Origin of the sequence: uncultured Campylobacter sp. (assembly GCF_937973075.1) — a bacterium.
Taxonomy (GTDB): domain Bacteria; phylum Campylobacterota; class Campylobacteria; order Campylobacterales; family Campylobacteraceae; genus Campylobacter_B.
Map to the genome: position 1 here is coordinate 1 of NZ_CALBWL010000037.1, position 15,748 is coordinate 15,748.

Genomic DNA, 15,748 nt, shown 5'->3' on the forward strand with positions numbered 1-15,748 from the left:
CCCGCGCACCTTGTCGGTATTTAGCAAAAAGATAAAATTTAGAAAATTTAAATTTTAGCGTTCCGCTTGAAATTTTGCCTTTAAAATTTACGCGCTAATCTTCGCCGCTTTCATATACGCCGAGCTCTACGAGATTGCCGTCAGGATCGCGCAGATAGATACTTTGCATAGCGCCGCGCGCGCCCATTCGAGACACGACGCCAAGCTCTATTTGCGCTCCTTTGCTTTCCAGCTCCGTTTTGAGCTGCTGTGCGCTTTGATCTTCGCAGATGAGGCAAAAATCCGCCGAGCCTACGCTAGGACGCGCTGCAAACGGCGCAAACTCGCCCGCGCGAGTGTGGATATTGATCTTTGAGGAGCCGAAACGCAGGCTGTGTTTGCCGCCCTCGCAAACATGCTCTAAGCCCAAAATTCCTTCGTAAAATTCCACGCATTTTTGCAGATCGTCCGTAACTAGGACGAAGTGATCGATCTTCGTGATTTTCATTTCATCTCCTTGCGCGCTCGCAAGTCGCAAAATTTTTACGCCTCGCGGTGCAATTTTGGAATTTTACCGCGAAATTTTGTGACAAAATTCCAAATGCTCATAGCGCGAAATCAAAATTTCGCAGCGACAATTTTACGCACGGAAAATTCTGCGTCGGTAATTTTAAAATTTTAAAATTTAGCCTAAGTAAAATGGGGCGCGAGCAAAATCTGACTTTAGTAAAATTTGGCCCGACGAAATTCTGTCTAGCTAGCGCCGCAAATTCTAATCTCGCGATTTCAAAACTAGCGATTTTAAAATTCTCTTGCCTACCTCGACACCCGGCTGATCGTAAGTGCTGACGCCCAGTATCGCTCCAGTAGCGCTGGTTAGCAGCTCGAAGTAGTAAAATAGCTCGCCCACACTCTGTTCGCAAAGCTGCGGAACCTCGATAAGATCGACGCTGATACCCTCATTTAGCACGGCTTGCAGTGTAGCATCGCACTGAAGATTTAGCACCTCATCCAGTCGCATGCCGTTTACAAAGTCACAGCCCTCAAGACCTTGCAGACTGATACCAGGCACCGCATCCGCAGTGCCGTTGTCCGTGAGCTTTAAGAAAGTCACGGTCTTATCCTTTACACCGTCCATTATGAGCTGAAGGAAGCTGTGCTGATCGCGCGAGCCCACAAGTCCCACAGGAGTAAGCCCCACTCGGCTAAAGCCGATCTTTTTACCTAGGCTTTCCGCCCAGAGCTGCACGTACCACTCGCCCAATGCGCGCAGCGCGTCGCCGTAGCTAAAAAGGACGTTGATTTTCGCACTTTTGTGCGTGGCGTAGTGATGGGCTTTTCGTAAAATTTTATTCTTCGCGATTTTAGCGGGATCGCCTGCTAAAATTTCATCCAGATACCGCTCTTTTGCGGCGGCAGCTCCGCGTAGCATCGCGCTTGCATCAAGACCTAGCCCAACTGCGGGCACTAGCCCTACCGCACTTAACACGCTAAAACGGCCGCCTACGTTAGCGGGCATATTTATCACGCAGGTATCGTGCCCGCGCGCAAAGATATCAAGCGGCGAGCCCGCATCGGTGATGAAGATAAAATTTTTCGCTATTGTCTTTAAATCTGAAATTCCAAAACGCTGCAAAACGACCTTAAAAAGCGAGATTGTCTCGATCGTGCCGCCCGATTTGGAGGATACTATGAAAATCGTGCGAGCGAAATTTAACCCTTCAAGCGCGCGACGCACGTTAAGCGCGTCTAAATTATCCAAAATTTCAAAGCGCAAATTCTTTCTTACGCGCGGACGCAGCATCTCATAAAGCGCCCGCACGCCTACGCTGGAGCCGCCGATGCCCAAAAGCACGATCTCGTCGTAGCTTCGCACGCTAAAAAATTCCTGCGCTCGCGCTATTTCGTCTGCACCTTGCTGTGGCAGGCGGTAGTAGCCTATCTCGCCGCTTTCGTATTCGGCGCGGATCTTTGCCGCTACCTCTTCTAGCGCGCCCTCTTTTGCCGGCGGGAAAAACAGCTCATTTTTTACCATCGCCGAATTCTCGCTCGTAGAAATATTTGATTGCTTCCACGTAGCCTTTTACTGAGCCGCAGTCGAAGCGAGTGCCTTTAAATTTATACGCGATCACCACGCCGTTTTGAGCCTGCTTCAAAAGCGCGTCGGTGATCTGCACCTCGCCGTTTTTACCGGGTGCCGTCTGCTCGATGAGATCGAAAATATTAGGCGTTAAGATGTAGCGCCCGATGATGGCTAAGCTCGACGGAGCCTCGCTAGGTTCAGGCTTTTCAATCATATCCGAGACCATTATTAGATCGTCGCTGATGCTCTTTCCTGCGATGATACCGTATTTATTTACGTCCTGCGGCGGCACCTCCATTACTGCAACGACGCTGCAGCGGTATTTTTCGTAAATTTTAACCATTTGCGCAAGCACGCCTTCGCCGTTTTCGTTCACGCACAGATCGTCTGCAAGCACCACGCCGAAAGGCTCGTCGCGGATTAAAATTTTACCCGTATAAATCGCGTTACCGAGCCCCTTCATCTGCTCTTGGCGCGTAAAAGAGAAGGTGCAGCGCTTCATAAGCGCCCTGATTTCGTCGAGCAGATATTCTTTGCTGCTGCCTGAAATTTGATCCTCCAGCTCGTAACTGCGGTCGAAATAATCCTCCAGCGCGCGTTTACCGCGACCCGTGACGAACGCCATATTGTCCATGCCTGCCTCCAGCGCCTCGTCCACGCCGTAGTGAATGAGCGGCTTGGTAAGGATCGGAAGCATCTCTTTAGGTAGCGATTTGGTCGCGGGCAAAAAGCGCGTGCCGTAGCCCGCCGCGGGAAATAAACAAGTCTGGATCATGAAGCTCCTTTGATCTTTTTTTGAACTTTTATTATAATGCAAAAAAGATAAAATTCCGCAAAGGAAAGCCTTGAAAACGATTGAAAAAGAGATCAGCGCCGCGCAGGAGATCAAAAAATCAAGCTTCATCGCCTATCTAGCGCCGCTAGCGAACTTTGAGGCGCTGCGTGCGCAGTTGCGGCGGCAGCATCCCAAGGCGCGTCATATCGTCTGGGCGTATCGCGCGCTCGGTGAGTTTGAGCAGATCGTAGAAAACTCAAGCGACGACGGTGAGCCCAAATCGACTGCGGGCGCACCGTGTCTAAACGCGCTTCGCGGCGTCAGCTTGATTAACGCCGCAGTGCTCGTGGTGCGCTACTTCGGCGGCATCAAGCTAGGTACCGGCGGGCTCGTGCGCGCATACGCCAGTAGCGCAAATGCCGCGATAGACGCCGCTACGGACGCCGCAGAGCTAGTGGAATTCGTGCTGCGTAAGAAGTGCGCGTTTTTCGTGCCGTTTGCGGCGGTGGCGAAATTTGAACATTTTTTAAAAAAATCGGGTTTTGTTTATGAAGCGAGTTTCGGTGCTGCGGGAGCGGAGTTTAGCGCAGAGTTTAGCGCAGAGGAATTTGAAAAATTTAAAGGCTTTGCAGATGCTCTTGCGCCGGCTCTTAAAATGCTGCACGAGCCGGAATTTTAAAATTTCAAAATTCTATAAAATTTAAAAGCTCACCCAGGCTAAATTTGAAAGCACAAGCGGATTTTGCATTTTATCGCATTATCGCAGCGGAATTTCAAAACTAAAGTGAAATTCCATCGTGCGAAACATAAAATCCGATAATTTTAAAATTTTAAGAATTTCAAAATTTCGTCGTAATTTAGCTTGCAAAATTTTGCGAAAATTCCGTCCGTAAATTTCAAAACCCCATAAAATTTTTAAAATTTTACGTGCTTCATCTTAGCTTCACGCACAGGCAGGCTTAGCAGAGCTGCAATAGCCGCTAGCGTCATATCCAAATACCACATATAATCATACGCGCCGTATGCCCGCACCGCAAGACCCCCGATATATGCGCCAAAAAATCCGCCGATTTGATGCGAAAGCATCGTAAATCCAAATAGGCTTGCTAAATATCGCGTCCCTAATAGCTTACCGACGGCAGCCGCAGTAGGCGGCACGGTCGCTAACCAGGTAAATCCTAATCCCGCGCTGAAGATATAAAACGTAAGGCTATCTTTGGGCGAGAGCACATAAGTACCAATAAGAGCGATACGTAGGGCATATATGCAAAATAAAATGACTTTACAGCGCACTTTGGAAACACACCATCCTACGAATAAGCTGCCTACGATGTTTGCGATGCCAATCAGTGCGAGCGAAAAGGACGCTACCTGCGCGCCATGCCCGCTTAGCGCTACTTCGCTAGGCAGGTGCGTCACTAAAAATGCTACGTGAAAACCGCACGTAGCAAAGCTCAAATTTATCAAAATATAGCTTTTATCGCGCAGCGCCAAACGCAGCACTTCGCCTAAGCTGCGCTTATCTTCTTCATGTAGGCTGGTTTGCTCGCCAAATAGAATTTTACCGCCTGCTAAAAGCCTCGCAAGCGGCAGAATTAACAAGCTAAGCCCTGCAAGCGTAAAAAATGCACCACCGTATCCCAAAGCAGGCGTTGCGATACAAAACCCAATCATCGGCGCAAATAAAAACTGCCCGAACGAGCCGCCTGCATTTAGCACTCCGCTGGCAACCGAGCGGATAGAAAATGGCAGGCGCTTTGCCATTAGGCTCATTAGAATCGGAAAACTAACCGCGCCAAGCCCCAGTGCAAGCCCAAAACCCATCGTTAATACAAGCGCACTTTCGCTGCTAAATAACGGCACAAGAGCGCAACTAATCGCCAAAAGCACGCTGCCCCAAAACAGCACGACGTAGGCACCGAGCTTGTCCGCAAGTATCCCACTAAGAGGTTGCGAAAAGCCCCATACCAGTTGCGTAGTCGCCATCGCAAAGCTTACTTGCGCGATGGATAGGGAATTTGCTTGCATTATAGGTTGCACGAAAAGACCTAATGACATACGAATGCCCATCGTAATCATCAAAATCGCCGCGGCGCATAGGATCATTATCCAAACTGATTTCATATATATTCCTTTTAAAAGATAGAATTATAGCATAAAAATTACGAATATATCGAGATTTTATAGATATATTTAATTAATGTATTTTAGTATATTATTTATGTAAGAGGAATTTACCGAGCTTTAATGGGCTTTGCATTAAAATTCCATTTTCAAGGAGAAGCGATGATTTATGAAGATGAGATGATTTATGTGGAGCGCGAGGAGCACGAAGTGCCGTGGGTGAAGGTCTTTACGAAGGTAAAATTTAAAGAGCTTAGCGACTGCGACGAGGCGACGCTGGCGCATCTGTGGCGCGCCGTGCTTCAGTGCGAAAAGAGCCTGCGGGAGTTTTATGCGCCCGACAAGATTAACATCGCAAGCTTCGCCAACTACGTGCCGCGCGTGCATTTTCACGTCCAAGCGCGCTTTAAAAACGACAGCTTTTTCCCGGAGTCCGTTTGGGGTAAAAAGATGCGAAACGGCAAGCTCGATCTGCCGGAATTTAGCGAATTTGCAGAGGTTTTAGCGGCAAATTTAAAGATGGAATTCAGATGATAGGCGCGCGATCCAAAAAATACCTAAGCCTTTTCGCGCTTGCTTGCTGCGTCGCTACCTTCGCGTTTTACCTGCGCTTTAAAAGCGAGGAAAACGAGATAAAAATCAAGCAGCAGTTCGATTTTAGCGCGAGTTTGTTTGAAAAGATCGTGGACGAAGAGAAGCTAAACGCCTTTGCGATCTCGCTGATTTTGTCGCAGAACAGCGACGTGGTGCGCTGTTTCGAGAGCGGTAAACACGGCGAGTGCATGGACGTGACGAAAAAATACAAAGACATTTTAAGCGCGGTGCCCTTCTACACGGGCGTGAAGATACATTTTCATACACAAAACACCAGAAGCCTAGCTAGGAGCTGGAGCGACGAATTTTACAACGACGATCTGAGCTCGTTTCGTCATTCGCTTTTGCAGATCTGCCAAAGCCTACTTCCCAAAGCGCTCGTCGAGATGGGGCGGTGTGGTGTTTTTATGCGCGGAATTTCTCCGGTTTTTAGCGAGGGCAAATTTATCGGAAGCGCCGAGATAATGCTCGATTTCGAGCACGTCATCGCCCAGATCAACCGCATGGGAAACGATATTTTTATCTTAGTCGATAAGAGGTTCGAGACCGACTGCTTCTACGATAAAATAGGCGTTATCAAGGATTTTATCGTCGTAAACAGCGCGCCAGATTACGACATTTTGTCGATTTTGGCGACGCTTGATTTTGGGGCGCAGAGTTTTATCAAAAAGGACGGGCATTATTTTTACGTGAGGGCGTTTTCGGACGAAAACGGCACGAAGCTGGGCTATATAATTTTGCACCGCGAAGGCTAGCGGTGGGATTTAAATTTAGGCATTTTGCAGCTTGTCTACTTTGTTGCGGTGGGCGTTTTAAATTTAATCGCAAGATCGCGGGAATTTACGCTGAAATTTTAAATTTTAAAAGGAGCGTCGGTATGAAATTCTATAAATCAGTTAAATTTAAAGCGCTAGCTGGAGCGCTACTTCTGGCGGCGATACTCTGTGCCGCATTTATCCGCATCGTGCCAGACTATTCCACCTCACGAGGCTTCGCGATAGTTTCCCTTCCTGACTACGACAAATATAAGCAAGGATACTGCCTAAAAGAGCGATAGGGCAGTATTTGGATTATGATCTAAAACTAGATCAAATGATCGATGATTATAGGGCTTATAATTATGGTACTCCTTGGCGTAGCTCATATGAAATCGCATATTATGAATTAGAAAATATAAATTTATCGAATTGGTTTGAGGTATTGCAAAAGTATTATAAGGAGGGAAAAACGACCGAGGAGATACTGATGAAAGAGTTAAAGGCTAAAAAAACCGATCCTAAAAAATATCTAAAAATATCTTCAGATGGCGCAGGTTTCGGATTTGATAGACCGATAGTGCTTATTGATGGTGATGATAAAACAGTTATAGCCGATTTATTATTAGATAAATTTGTTCTAATTAATAAAAATTACTTGCGTTATAATCACAGTGAATACTTACATGATGGAGCAGAAATCGATGTTATTACTAAAAAACATTATGAAGATAGGAGTAAAGTAATATTATTTGATACAAAAAAAGAGGGTACGGAATTTGACAACTGCGGAAATTTAAATTATTCATTGGAAGAATATTATTTAGGTAGTAGAGAGGCAAAAGGCGGATGAAAAGTCACTTCAAAACAAAATTTTTAAAAACCCTAGCCGCGCAAATTTCACTTCTAAATTTTAAAATTTACGCCTAAATTTAACGCGCCTTTAGTCCAAAAGCTTCTGCTTAAACAGCGGGATTTTGTAGCAAAAGGTGCTGCCCTCGCCGAGCTTCGAACTGACGCTTTTTGCGATGCCGTAGCGCTTACAAATTTTCTCGATTATGTTTAGCCCGAGGCCGAATCCGCCAAGAGCCGCATTTTCGCGCGAGTATCTATCCCAGATCGCGCTCGTATCCTTTATGCCGATGCCGAAGTCCTGCACGCTAAATGCCGCTATGCTCACCCCTTTTTCCAGCGCGATGATGACTTTGCCGCCGGGACGAGAATATTTTATGGCGTTACTTAGGGTGTTATCGATGAGGCGCATTAGCGAGGTTTCGTCCATAAAAACGCTCACGTCGGGCGCTATTCGCGATTGTAGGCTTATATTTTTGCTTTTTGCGACCAGATAGATGAAATTTATCCTAGCGCCCAAAAACTCGCTCATATCGATGCGGCGGCTTTTTAGGCTCATCTTGCCGCTTTTGATGAAATACTCCACGTCCTCGTAAGTAATTACCATCTGCTTGAGCGCGGATTTTATTCGCGCCGTGTGTTTGTCGCGCAGCCCAAGCATCTCGGTGTTGATGAGTGCGACGCCCAAAGGGGTCTTTAGCTCGTGCATCGCGTCGTTGAAAAACGCCTTGATGAGGTTGCTTTGCTGCGCGTAGAAATTTTTAATGATTTTGTAGTTAAACAGCGCTATTATGAGCGCTACGAAAATCGTGATAAAGATCGTAGAGATCGCGATAAATTCTATTTTGGCGTAGCTTATCTTTTTTGAGATGACGAAAAAATGCAGCTTGCCCTCATGCAGAAAATGGCGCTTAAAAAATACTCGCCCGCCAAATTTCAGCGTGATAAACGCAAAATCCGGCGGTTGGACGCTTAGGTTTGATCTTAAAATTTCGCCGTTTGCATTTAGGATCGCGTAGTCGTAGATGAGCTCGTCTTTTAGATTCAGATCCGCGCCGGCTAGAGCTTCGCCGCTTTTTTGTATCAGCTCGGCGACGTCGGCGCTCTCTTCGATTTTGGAATTTAAATAGATGATATAAAGGCTCTCGCTTATAAAGGCGCCGATGATGAAGATCGCGCTAAAAAGCGTAAATTTAAACCCTTTAAGCATTGATCTTATATCCGAGTCCGCGGCTGGAGAGGATGAAATCGTTGCTCGTTTTGGAGCGGAGGTTGCTGATATGCACGCGCACATCGACGCTACCCGCTTCGCCGTCCCATACGTCGGCGATGAGTTCATCTACGCTAACGAACCTTTTGATATTGGCGAGTAGAAATTCTATGATTTTGATCTCTTTGGCGCTTAGCGATATCTCTTCGTCTGCATGCTTTAAAATTTTTAAATTTGCAAAGTAGTGAAATTTATCCGCGATCTTGACGGCGCCCTTTTCGTCGCCGAAATACTTTCGCATCAGCTCGCTTACTCTAAATTTAAGCTCGGCTAGGTGGAAGGGCTTTTTTAGATATTCGTTGCAGCCTAGCTCGTAGCATTGGCTCAAATCATCGATGTCGCCGAGCGAGGTCATCATCATCACGGGGGTGTTGAGGCCGAGGTTTCGCGCATATCTAAGCACCTCTTCGCCCGAGACCTCCGGCACCTTGATGTCTAAAATCAGCAGATGGTAGGCATTCGCGGCGATCTTATCGCAGGCTGCGTCGCCGCTAGCGCATTCGTCCACCTCGTAGCCAAGCCCCTGCAGATACTCGCTTACGCTGCTTCTATATTCAAAATCGTCTTCTAAAAGTAAAATTTTCAAACTCACTCCCTAAATCGGGAGCGAGGCTACGCTCCCGTGCAAACTTGCCCCGCATATACGATATAGTAGCGAAGCAGAATGACGCCGCAAAGCACGACGAAAGAATTTAAAACTATAAACGCAGGCTTGTAGGCGTGGTTTTTCAGTGCCGTAAAGGCGATGATGATCGGAGCGATGAGCCCCGTGCCTAAAACGCCGATCCAGAAAATTTTGCCGTAAACCTCGTGCGTCAAAGCCTGCTGTGCCGCAAGCGCGCTCGTGCCGCCCTCGAAATACATCCCGACAAATAGAATGAATAAAAGCGGAATTTCAAAGAGTATCGCGCGCAGATCAAGCACCAAAAGGTATTTTATGCTATCTTTGTTTAACGAGCCTTTAAAAAATAGAAGTCCAACTAAAATGCTCGCCGCGATGCCGCTGGAAAAGCCGGATAGCAGAAATAAAATCGGCAGAACCGGAGTATTCCAAAGCGGAATTTTCATCACCGCGCTTAACAAAAAGCCCGTATATGCGCCCACGCAAAGAGCAAGGATAAATAAAACTCGCTCGAATAGTTTAGAAGCTTTGGCGAACGAGCTTAGTAAATTTACGATAGGTCGCAGGAACGCAAGTAGTTTAAATTTGCAAATTTCCTCGCCAAATACGCATAGCGCAAATACAAAGCTAAACGGCACGTAGATCAAAAGCGCCAAAACGCCGAGGCTCATCACCGAGCCGAAGTTAAATTTGATCAGCAAAAGATAGAAGCTAAATGGCTTGCCCAGATCGAAAATTAAGAGCAAAAGCCCCGCGCAGATCGCAAGCGGCGCCGTGATCGCACCCGCTCTAATCATCGCATCCCAGATGGAATTTTGCTCGCTTTCGTGGCGGTTCCATTTAACTAAAAGCGCCACCATCGTCGCTCCCGCGCTAAGACCCGCCAAAAATAGATAAATTGCAATCGGCCAAGGCCAGTAAATTTCAGAGTATTGGCTCATATCGCCCCACATATTATTCATAGCGTCCTCCTTTTTTGTTTTTGATATTCGCTAGGCGCGGCTTGGTGTTTAGATACGCTTTGGGATATTCTACGCTTGTTTTGGCTAGCAGCTTGCTTACCTCGGAATTTACGTCATTTACGTCGCCGAAAGTTAAAGCATCCGTTGGGCACACGCTTACGCAGGCAGGCTGCAAGCCTTTGCTTGTGCGGTTCGTATAGCAAAAGGTGCATTTGCCGATAGCGTGCGTGATAGGATCGACAAATCTAGCGTCGTAAGGACAGGCTAGGATGCAGTATTTGCAGCTGACGCAAAGTCTCTCGTCTATGAGCGTTACGCCGTCTTTGGTTTTAAAGCTCGCTCCCGTAGGGCAGACGTCCACGCAGGGGCTATCCTCGCACATAACGCAGCTGGCGCGCGAGTAATCAAGCTTTAAATTCGGAAAAACGCCGCTTGTTTTGCCGTGCACTTGCAGCCTATAAACGCCGCTCGGTACGCCGTTTTCGTTCCTGCACGCAACCGAACAGGCTTGGCAGCCTATACATAAATTTTCGTCGTGAATCATTATGAGTTTTTTCATAACCGCCCCTTTCAAATTTTAACTATATCGACGCCGACGTTGGTTACCATCGTGCTTACCACAGGACCCGCAGCCGGATCGAGAAGGACGCTTTGGTTCGTGCCTATGCCGTTCGTGCGCTTTAGCCCCGGACTTACGTGCCCAAAGCCGTGGTATAAAAACAGGCAATCGTCTCTGATGCCTTGCGTGACGAAAATTTTAGCTTTTTGCTCGCCGAATTTGTTTTTAAGCTTCACGACGTCGCCCGTCTTTAACCCCTCCGCTTTTGCGGAAGCCGGGCTGATCCAAACCGGCGATTCGCTCATCATATCGTTTAAAATTTTGACATTTTGAGTGTGGCCGTTGGTGTGAAGCGCGGTCTTGCCGGTCATCAGGCAGTATTTGTATCCGCCGAATACATCCATACCCTCGGTATTTAAACAGCCGTATCCTGCGAAAAGCTCCTCCACTTTCGGCGCGAAAAGCTCGATCTTGCCGCTCGGGGTTTTAAATTTCATCTGCGAGCTCATCTCGCCGTTTTCGTCCACGAACTCCGCGGCGGCAGGATATTTATCGATAAATTTAGCCACGAGCTTCGGCTCTCGGTAATACAACTTCGGCACCTTGTAGCTTACGTAGCCGTTTTTGATTAAATTTGCGATCAGCTCGGCGTTGCCTTTGGCTTGCTGCATGCGGTATTCGTCGATATTGTTCCAGGTGTAGTCCTTATCGATCTTCATCACCCTCGCAAGCTCTCTAAAAATTTCATAGCCACACTTCGTATCGCCCACCGGCTCGACGGCTTTGTTTCGCATTACAAATCCCGGCGCGGTGCCGCCTTTGTTTTGAATCGACTCGTCGCGCTCCAAATAGGTGGATTCTGGCAAGATCACGTCGGCTAGGCACGCAAAGTCGCTCATATACACGTCGATTGCGAGCACGAAGTCTAGCTTTTTGATCGCCTCTACGCTCTTATCCACGCCCGCAACGTTGATGAGGTGGTTAAAGCGCGTGCTGACCCAGCCTTTTACCGGATATGGCTTTTCGCTTAAAATCGTAGGCGCGATCTGCATCAAAACGCCGTGTTTGCGCGGCACGAAGAAATTTTCGCTACCTTCTTCGCCGCAGCCGTCGATACGCGCGGTCTTTGGAATTTTAAAGCCTTTATCCGGGTTCGAGATGGTAGGGAATAGATCCTCTTTGCAAAGCGCGTTGAAGGTTTTAGAGTCTTTAGAAAAGTAAATTCCGCCCTTTTTCTCGATGTTTCCCATCAGCGCGTTTGCGATCGCTATGGCGCGCGTGCGGACGTATTCGGCTTTAGCGGTCGTGGTTTTATGACCCCAATCGATTACGACGGCGGGAGCCGCGGCGTAAATTTCATTTGCGATGCGCTCGATCTTGTCCGCTTTGATCCCAGTAATGGCCTCTTGCCAAAGCGGCGTCGTATCCTTCACAGACTGCCTTAATTCCTCTAGCCCCACGGCGTATTGTTCGATAAATTTTTTGTCGTATTTGTTATCGCGCAGCCAGACGTGAATCAGCGCCATCAAAAACGCCGCGTCGGTTCCCGGCTTTATCGGCAGCCACTCGTCGGCTTTAGAAGCTACGGCGCTAAAGCGCGGATCGAGCACCAAAAGCTTTACGTCCTCTCTGCTTGCGGCTTTTGCGAGCTTTTTGGTTTTTGAGATGTCGATGCCTTCAAAGAGATTGTGGCCGAAATTTACGATGTATTTTGCGTCGCCGTAGTCTCTTTGCATATTGGTGCCGAAGGTGTGCGGCACGGCGATATTATAAGTGACCGGGCAACAGGACCAGTGCGAGTAGATGTTCGGACTACCGTAGGCACAGGCAAAATTCATCATCTGAGTGTGGTGCTCGCCCGTTTTAGAGGTAAAAACTACGCTTTGCGGGCCGTATTTTTGCGAAATCTCGCCTAGCCTCTGCGCGCAAATTTTAAGCGCCTCGTCCCAGCTCGCCTCTTTAAATTTGCCCTCGCCGCGCTCGCCCACGCGAATGAGCGGCTTAATGAGCCTTTGATCGTCGTAGAGCTGATTGATGCCCGCGCCTCCGCGAGCGCAGACCGAGGTTTTGTTTGAAAAGCGATGGTTGCCCTCGATAAGAGCGCCGCGACCGTTTTTGACGGTCACTTCGATAGGACAGCGCGAGGAGCACATCTCGCAGACGCTGGCGACTTTCTTTTCCGTCCCGCCTGTAACCGCGCTAGCGTTTAAATTTAGATTTAGCGTCGCTAGCGTGCCGATTGCGGCGCTGCTTTTTAAGAAATTTCGTCTATTCATAAAAACTCCTTACCTTTAAATTTTGGTAGGAATTCTAAGGCTTCATCGTAAAAATAAGGTTAATTTTGATAATGCAGCTTTTGGCTTAGACTTTATCTCGAAAGATAAAATGCGTCCTGCGCCGTATTTTAAAGCCGTAAAATAGCGCCAGAAGTAGCAAAATGCTAATTGCGCCGCAGATCGCAAGGGCTACGCGAGCGCCTAATAACTCGGTAAAAAAGCCCGATATGAGCGCTCCAAATGGCGTACTACCTATTAAAAATAGCGCGTATAAGCTAAGCACGCGCCCGCGAAATTCGTTGCTTACGTGCATCTGCACGGTGGAGTTGATGCTTGAGTTTGTGATTACGAAAAGAAATCCAGTTACGGCAAGCCCTGCCGCAGCCCATGCGAAGGAATTCGCAGCCCCAGTAAGAGCTAAGCTCACCCCCATAGCGATCGCGCACGATCTGATTTTGCGGATGCCGAGTTTATCAAAGACTGCTACGAAGAGCGCGCCGCAAAAGGCTCCCACGCCTAGAGCCGACATCAAATACCCAAAGCTTCGCTCATCCGCGTCTAGGCTAAGCTTAACGAGTGCCGAGATCGTTACATTATAATTTGGCACCAGCGTCGCTACGATAAGCACTATTATCATTAGCTCGCTTAGAATTTTTTTGTGCAAGACATACGAAATTCCAGCACCGATCGAGGCAAAAACGCCTCCGCTTCTGCTAGATAACGTAGTAGCGGATGGCGGAATTTTTATGAAAAACAGCGAAACGATGATGCCTAAAAAGCTAAGAGCATTGAATAAAAAGCAAAAGCCTACGCCCCACAGCGCCATTACGATCCCCGCAAGTGCGGGTCCTGCGATACGAGCGACGTTGAAGGACATAGAATTTAACGCTATGGCGTTGGCTAGATCGCGGGGCGAGTCGATGAGGTCTTTTACCATCGACTGACGGCTCGGGGCGTCCATGCTGGTAAAGATGCCACTTGCAAAAGCGCAAAATAAAATTTTGCCGAAAGAATATAGCTCGCAAAAGCTCATAACCGCGAAAATTGAGGCGGTCACCGCCATGCCTATTTGAGCGAGCAGAAGGATCTTTTTGCGATTAAACTTATCGAGCAGTACACCGGAAAACGGCGTAAAAAGTAGCGCGGGCAAGAACCTCGCCGCAGCTACAAGGCTGACCTTAAAAGCGTCTGCGGTGATGCTTAGCACTAGCCACGGTAGCGCGACGCTTTGCATCCAAGAACCGATCAGCGAGAGGTTCATCCCGATCCAATAAATTCTAAAATTTGAGTATTTAAGCGATAGGAAGGGATTTTTCAACGCGCTGCCTTTTGAAATTTTGATTTGAGATTATACATTAAATTTTAAAAATTCACTTAAAGGTTTAACATTTATAAAAATTTAACGAAAATTTAATATTTCTGAAAAGAAAAATTTTATATACTCTGCAATAAATTTTTAAGCAAAGGATTAAAAATGCAAAGACCGACTCCGATTAATCAGGAAATCAAACTCGATGAGAAGCGCTATATAGTTTCCAAAACCGATCCGAAGGGCATTATCACGTTTGCAAATCCGTATTTTTGTATGATTTGCGGCTATAGTGAGCTTGAGCTTTTGGGGCAGCCGCATAACATCATCCGACATCCGGATATGCCGCGAATAGCGTTTAAGCTTATGTGGGATACGATACAACAAGGCAAGGATTTTACCGCCGTGGTTAAAAATTTAGCCAAAGACGGGCGCTTTTATTGGGTCATTACGGAATTTACTTCTAAAAAAGATCCCGTGACGGGGCAGATCACCGAATACACGGCATTTCGCAAGGCTCCGCCAAGATCTGCGATCGAAACTATAGAGCCAATTTATAGGGCGCTACTGGATGCTGAAAGAAACGGCGGTATGCAGGCTAGCCAAAAGGCTCTCGTGGACTTTTTAAAAAGCAAAGGCGAGACCTACGAGAGCTGGATCGCAAAGGTATCAGGCAAATCAAATCCGCTTACTGCAATGTTTTTTAAGGCTATGAAAAAGCTTTTTAGCTAGTTTGACTGACACGGACGCAAATTAAAATTCCGCGGAATTGGTTGGAATTTTACCTCGAAAATTCCATGACATAATAAAATTATAAAATGCGAAATTTAGTCAAAATTCCGCTGAAATTTCTTAAATTTGAAATATAGAATTTAATAAAAATTCTTTAAAGATTATATTTTAGATTTCTTATATATATTTTACACCTAGTAGTATCACACCATACAGGTTGTTTCTACATCTAAAATTCCTGATGCGTATTTAGCGCAGCTCCGTGAAGCGCTAGAAAGTAACTTACGACAGGGCATCGGGCTATATAGCTACTTGATCTAAGAAAGAGGTGATTTGCTAAGAGAGAAATTTACTATAAGACACGAGGGTTGCTTTAAAATTTAAAAAGTTGAGTATAAGGCGGATTTAAAAATAAGGGAATTTATACGCTTGATTAGAATTTTTTGGATTTATGGTAGATTTTACGTATAGCTTAAAATTTCTAGAGTCTTTGCCTTATTGTAGGACAGCGAATGAGCGATAAAATTTACTGAGCTTTAAGTGATGAGAATATAAAATGGTGCGTCCATCAAATTTAAAGGCGATAAATGGATCAAAGCAGGCTTGAGGAATTAAGAAAACTCCTAAATAATCAGCACAGCGATGCAAAGCAAAATCTAACAGAAGGTCTTTATCCCAAAAATTTTAACGCTTTCGACTTCAAAAATTTAAAATTAGAAGATGCAAGCTCTAAGACTTTAAATTCCGATGATACCGCCATTAACAAAAGCTCCGAAGTCCAAGCCAGAGATTACGACAAAAATCCGATAATAATAAAAGACTATGCTTTTTACGACTATATGAAATATTCCACGAT

At 46.6% G+C, this 15,748-nt stretch carries 17 protein-coding genes; 7 read left to right on the top strand and 10 right to left on the bottom strand.

Features of this window, described 5'->3' with window-relative positions:
- Positions 1-94: 94 nt before the first annotated feature.
- The 3 genes from Q0274_RS05085 to galU form a co-directional block, all read right to left on the bottom strand.
- Entirely contained in the window at positions 95-487 is a 393-nt protein-coding gene (locus Q0274_RS05085; protein WP_298028147.1) for a VOC family protein, read from the bottom strand.
- 264 nt (positions 488-751) lie between these two features.
- Positions 752-2,014: a glucose-6-phosphate isomerase gene (locus tag Q0274_RS05090; protein WP_298028148.1), complete on the bottom strand. Its 1,263-nt coding sequence runs from the start codon at positions 2,012-2,014 to the stop codon at positions 752-754.
- Positions 2,001-2,837, bottom strand: a complete 837-nt coding sequence (galU, locus tag Q0274_RS05095; RefSeq protein WP_297881144.1) for a UTP--glucose-1-phosphate uridylyltransferase GalU — start codon at positions 2,835-2,837, stop codon at positions 2,001-2,003. Before galU ends, Q0274_RS05090 begins: the two co-directional genes overlap by 14 nt.
- A gap of 70 nt (positions 2,838-2,907) precedes the next feature.
- Between galU and Q0274_RS05100 the strand changes: the two genes are divergently transcribed.
- The gene (locus Q0274_RS05100; protein ID WP_298028150.1) at positions 2,908-3,516 is read left to right on the top strand and encodes a YigZ family protein; all 609 of its coding nucleotides are present in this window, start codon (positions 2,908-2,910) and stop codon (positions 3,514-3,516) included.
- 236 nt (positions 3,517-3,752) lie between these two features.
- Here Q0274_RS05100 and Q0274_RS05105 read toward each other — a convergent pair whose 3' ends face one another.
- Complete coding sequence (locus Q0274_RS05105) at positions 3,753-4,961, bottom strand: MFS transporter (protein WP_298028152.1); 1,209 nt, start codon at positions 4,959-4,961, stop codon at positions 3,753-3,755.
- Between the two features lie 162 nt (positions 4,962-5,123).
- Here Q0274_RS05105 and Q0274_RS05110 point away from each other — a divergent pair, with 162 nt between their 5' ends.
- From Q0274_RS05110 to Q0274_RS05125, 4 genes are all read left to right on the top strand, one after another.
- The gene (locus Q0274_RS05110) at positions 5,124-5,495 is read left to right on the top strand and encodes an HIT family protein (protein ID WP_298028154.1); all 372 of its coding nucleotides are present in this window, start codon (positions 5,124-5,126) and stop codon (positions 5,493-5,495) included.
- A complete protein-coding gene (locus Q0274_RS05115) occupies positions 5,492-6,310 on the top strand; it encodes a cache domain-containing protein (protein WP_298028156.1) in 819 nt (272 codons plus the stop codon). The genes Q0274_RS05110 and Q0274_RS05115 overlap by 4 nt, the downstream gene beginning before the upstream one ends.
- Before the next feature lie 122 nt (positions 6,311-6,432).
- Positions 6,433-6,612, top strand: a complete 180-nt coding sequence (locus tag Q0274_RS05120; protein WP_298028157.1) for a hypothetical protein — start codon at positions 6,433-6,435, stop codon at positions 6,610-6,612.
- An 8-nt stretch (positions 6,613-6,620) separates the two neighbouring features.
- Positions 6,621-7,163 (top strand): hypothetical protein, encoded by a 543-nt coding sequence (locus Q0274_RS05125; protein ID WP_298028159.1) that lies wholly within the window; start codon positions 6,621-6,623, stop codon positions 7,161-7,163.
- A gap of 90 nt (positions 7,164-7,253) precedes the next feature.
- On the opposite strand, the gene Q0274_RS05130 is transcribed toward Q0274_RS05125, so the two are convergent.
- From Q0274_RS05130 to Q0274_RS05155, 6 genes are all read right to left on the bottom strand, one after another.
- Positions 7,254-8,372 carry an ATP-binding protein gene (locus tag Q0274_RS05130; protein ID WP_298028161.1) on the bottom strand — a complete coding sequence of 373 codons (1,119 nt, stop codon included), beginning with the start codon at positions 8,370-8,372 and terminating at the stop codon, positions 7,254-7,256.
- The gene (locus tag Q0274_RS05135; RefSeq protein ID WP_298028162.1) at positions 8,365-9,018 is read right to left on the bottom strand and encodes a response regulator transcription factor; all 654 of its coding nucleotides are present in this window, start codon (positions 9,016-9,018) and stop codon (positions 8,365-8,367) included. Before Q0274_RS05135 ends, Q0274_RS05130 begins: the two co-directional genes overlap by 8 nt.
- Positions 9,019-9,044: 26 nt before the next feature.
- A complete protein-coding gene (nrfD, locus tag Q0274_RS05140) occupies positions 9,045-10,016 on the bottom strand; it encodes an NrfD/PsrC family molybdoenzyme membrane anchor subunit (RefSeq protein WP_298028163.1) in 972 nt (323 codons plus the stop codon).
- The gene (locus Q0274_RS05145) at positions 10,009-10,575 is read right to left on the bottom strand and encodes a 4Fe-4S dicluster domain-containing protein (protein ID WP_297881003.1); all 567 of its coding nucleotides are present in this window, start codon (positions 10,573-10,575) and stop codon (positions 10,009-10,011) included. The genes nrfD and Q0274_RS05145 overlap by 8 nt, the downstream gene beginning before the upstream one ends.
- A gap of 11 nt (positions 10,576-10,586) precedes the next feature.
- Positions 10,587-12,851, bottom strand: a complete 2,265-nt coding sequence (gene phsA / locus Q0274_RS05150) for a thiosulfate reductase PhsA (RefSeq protein WP_298028165.1) — start codon at positions 12,849-12,851, stop codon at positions 10,587-10,589.
- 85 nt (positions 12,852-12,936) lie between these two features.
- Positions 12,937-14,169 carry an MFS transporter gene (locus tag Q0274_RS05155; RefSeq protein WP_298028167.1) on the bottom strand — a complete coding sequence of 411 codons (1,233 nt, stop codon included), beginning with the start codon at positions 14,167-14,169 and terminating at the stop codon, positions 12,937-12,939.
- Between the two features lie 156 nt (positions 14,170-14,325).
- On the opposite strand from Q0274_RS05155, the gene Q0274_RS05160 reads away from it, so the two are divergent.
- Together Q0274_RS05160 and Q0274_RS05165 are read left to right on the top strand one after the other, a co-directional pair.
- The gene (locus tag Q0274_RS05160; protein ID WP_005870765.1) at positions 14,326-14,892 is read left to right on the top strand and encodes a PAS domain-containing protein; all 567 of its coding nucleotides are present in this window, start codon (positions 14,326-14,328) and stop codon (positions 14,890-14,892) included.
- Between the two features lie 587 nt (positions 14,893-15,479).
- The coding region (locus tag Q0274_RS05165) for a hypothetical protein (RefSeq protein WP_298028169.1) at positions 15,480-15,748 on the top strand (269 nt) is incomplete at its 3' end.

What these genes read in the sequence shown, in the direction of transcription:
- Q0274_RS05085 (WP_298028147.1), bottom strand. Translation starts at nt 487, where the DNA reads ATGAAAATCACGAAGATCGATCACTTCGTCCTAGTTACGGACGATCTG.
- Q0274_RS05090 (WP_298028148.1), bottom strand. Translation starts at nt 2,014, where the DNA reads ATGGTAAAAAATGAGCTGTTTTTCCCGCCGGCAAAAGAGGGCGCGCTA.
- galU (WP_297881144.1), bottom strand. Translation starts at nt 2,837, where the DNA reads ATGATCCAGACTTGTTTATTTCCCGCGGCGGGCTACGGCACGCGCTTT.
- Q0274_RS05105 (WP_298028152.1), bottom strand. Translation starts at nt 4,961, where the DNA reads ATGAAATCAGTTTGGATAATGATCCTATGCGCCGCGGCGATTTTGATG.
- Q0274_RS05110 (WP_298028154.1), top strand. Translation starts at nt 5,124, where the DNA reads ATGATTTATGAAGATGAGATGATTTATGTGGAGCGCGAGGAGCACGAA.
- Q0274_RS05115 (WP_298028156.1), top strand. Translation starts at nt 5,492, where the DNA reads ATGATAGGCGCGCGATCCAAAAAATACCTAAGCCTTTTCGCGCTTGCT.
- Q0274_RS05120 (WP_298028157.1), top strand. Translation starts at nt 6,433, where the DNA reads ATGAAATTCTATAAATCAGTTAAATTTAAAGCGCTAGCTGGAGCGCTA.
- Q0274_RS05130 (WP_298028161.1), bottom strand. Translation starts at nt 8,372, where the DNA reads ATGCTTAAAGGGTTTAAATTTACGCTTTTTAGCGCGATCTTCATCATC.
- nrfD (WP_298028163.1), bottom strand. Translation starts at nt 10,016, where the DNA reads ATGAATAATATGTGGGGCGATATGAGCCAATACTCTGAAATTTACTGG.
- Q0274_RS05145 (WP_297881003.1), bottom strand. Translation starts at nt 10,575, where the DNA reads ATGAAAAAACTCATAATGATTCACGACGAAAATTTATGTATAGGCTGC.
- phsA (WP_298028165.1), bottom strand. Translation starts at nt 12,851, where the DNA reads ATGAATAGACGAAATTTCTTAAAAAGCAGCGCCGCAATCGGCACGCTA.
- Q0274_RS05160 (WP_005870765.1), top strand. Translation starts at nt 14,326, where the DNA reads ATGCAAAGACCGACTCCGATTAATCAGGAAATCAAACTCGATGAGAAG.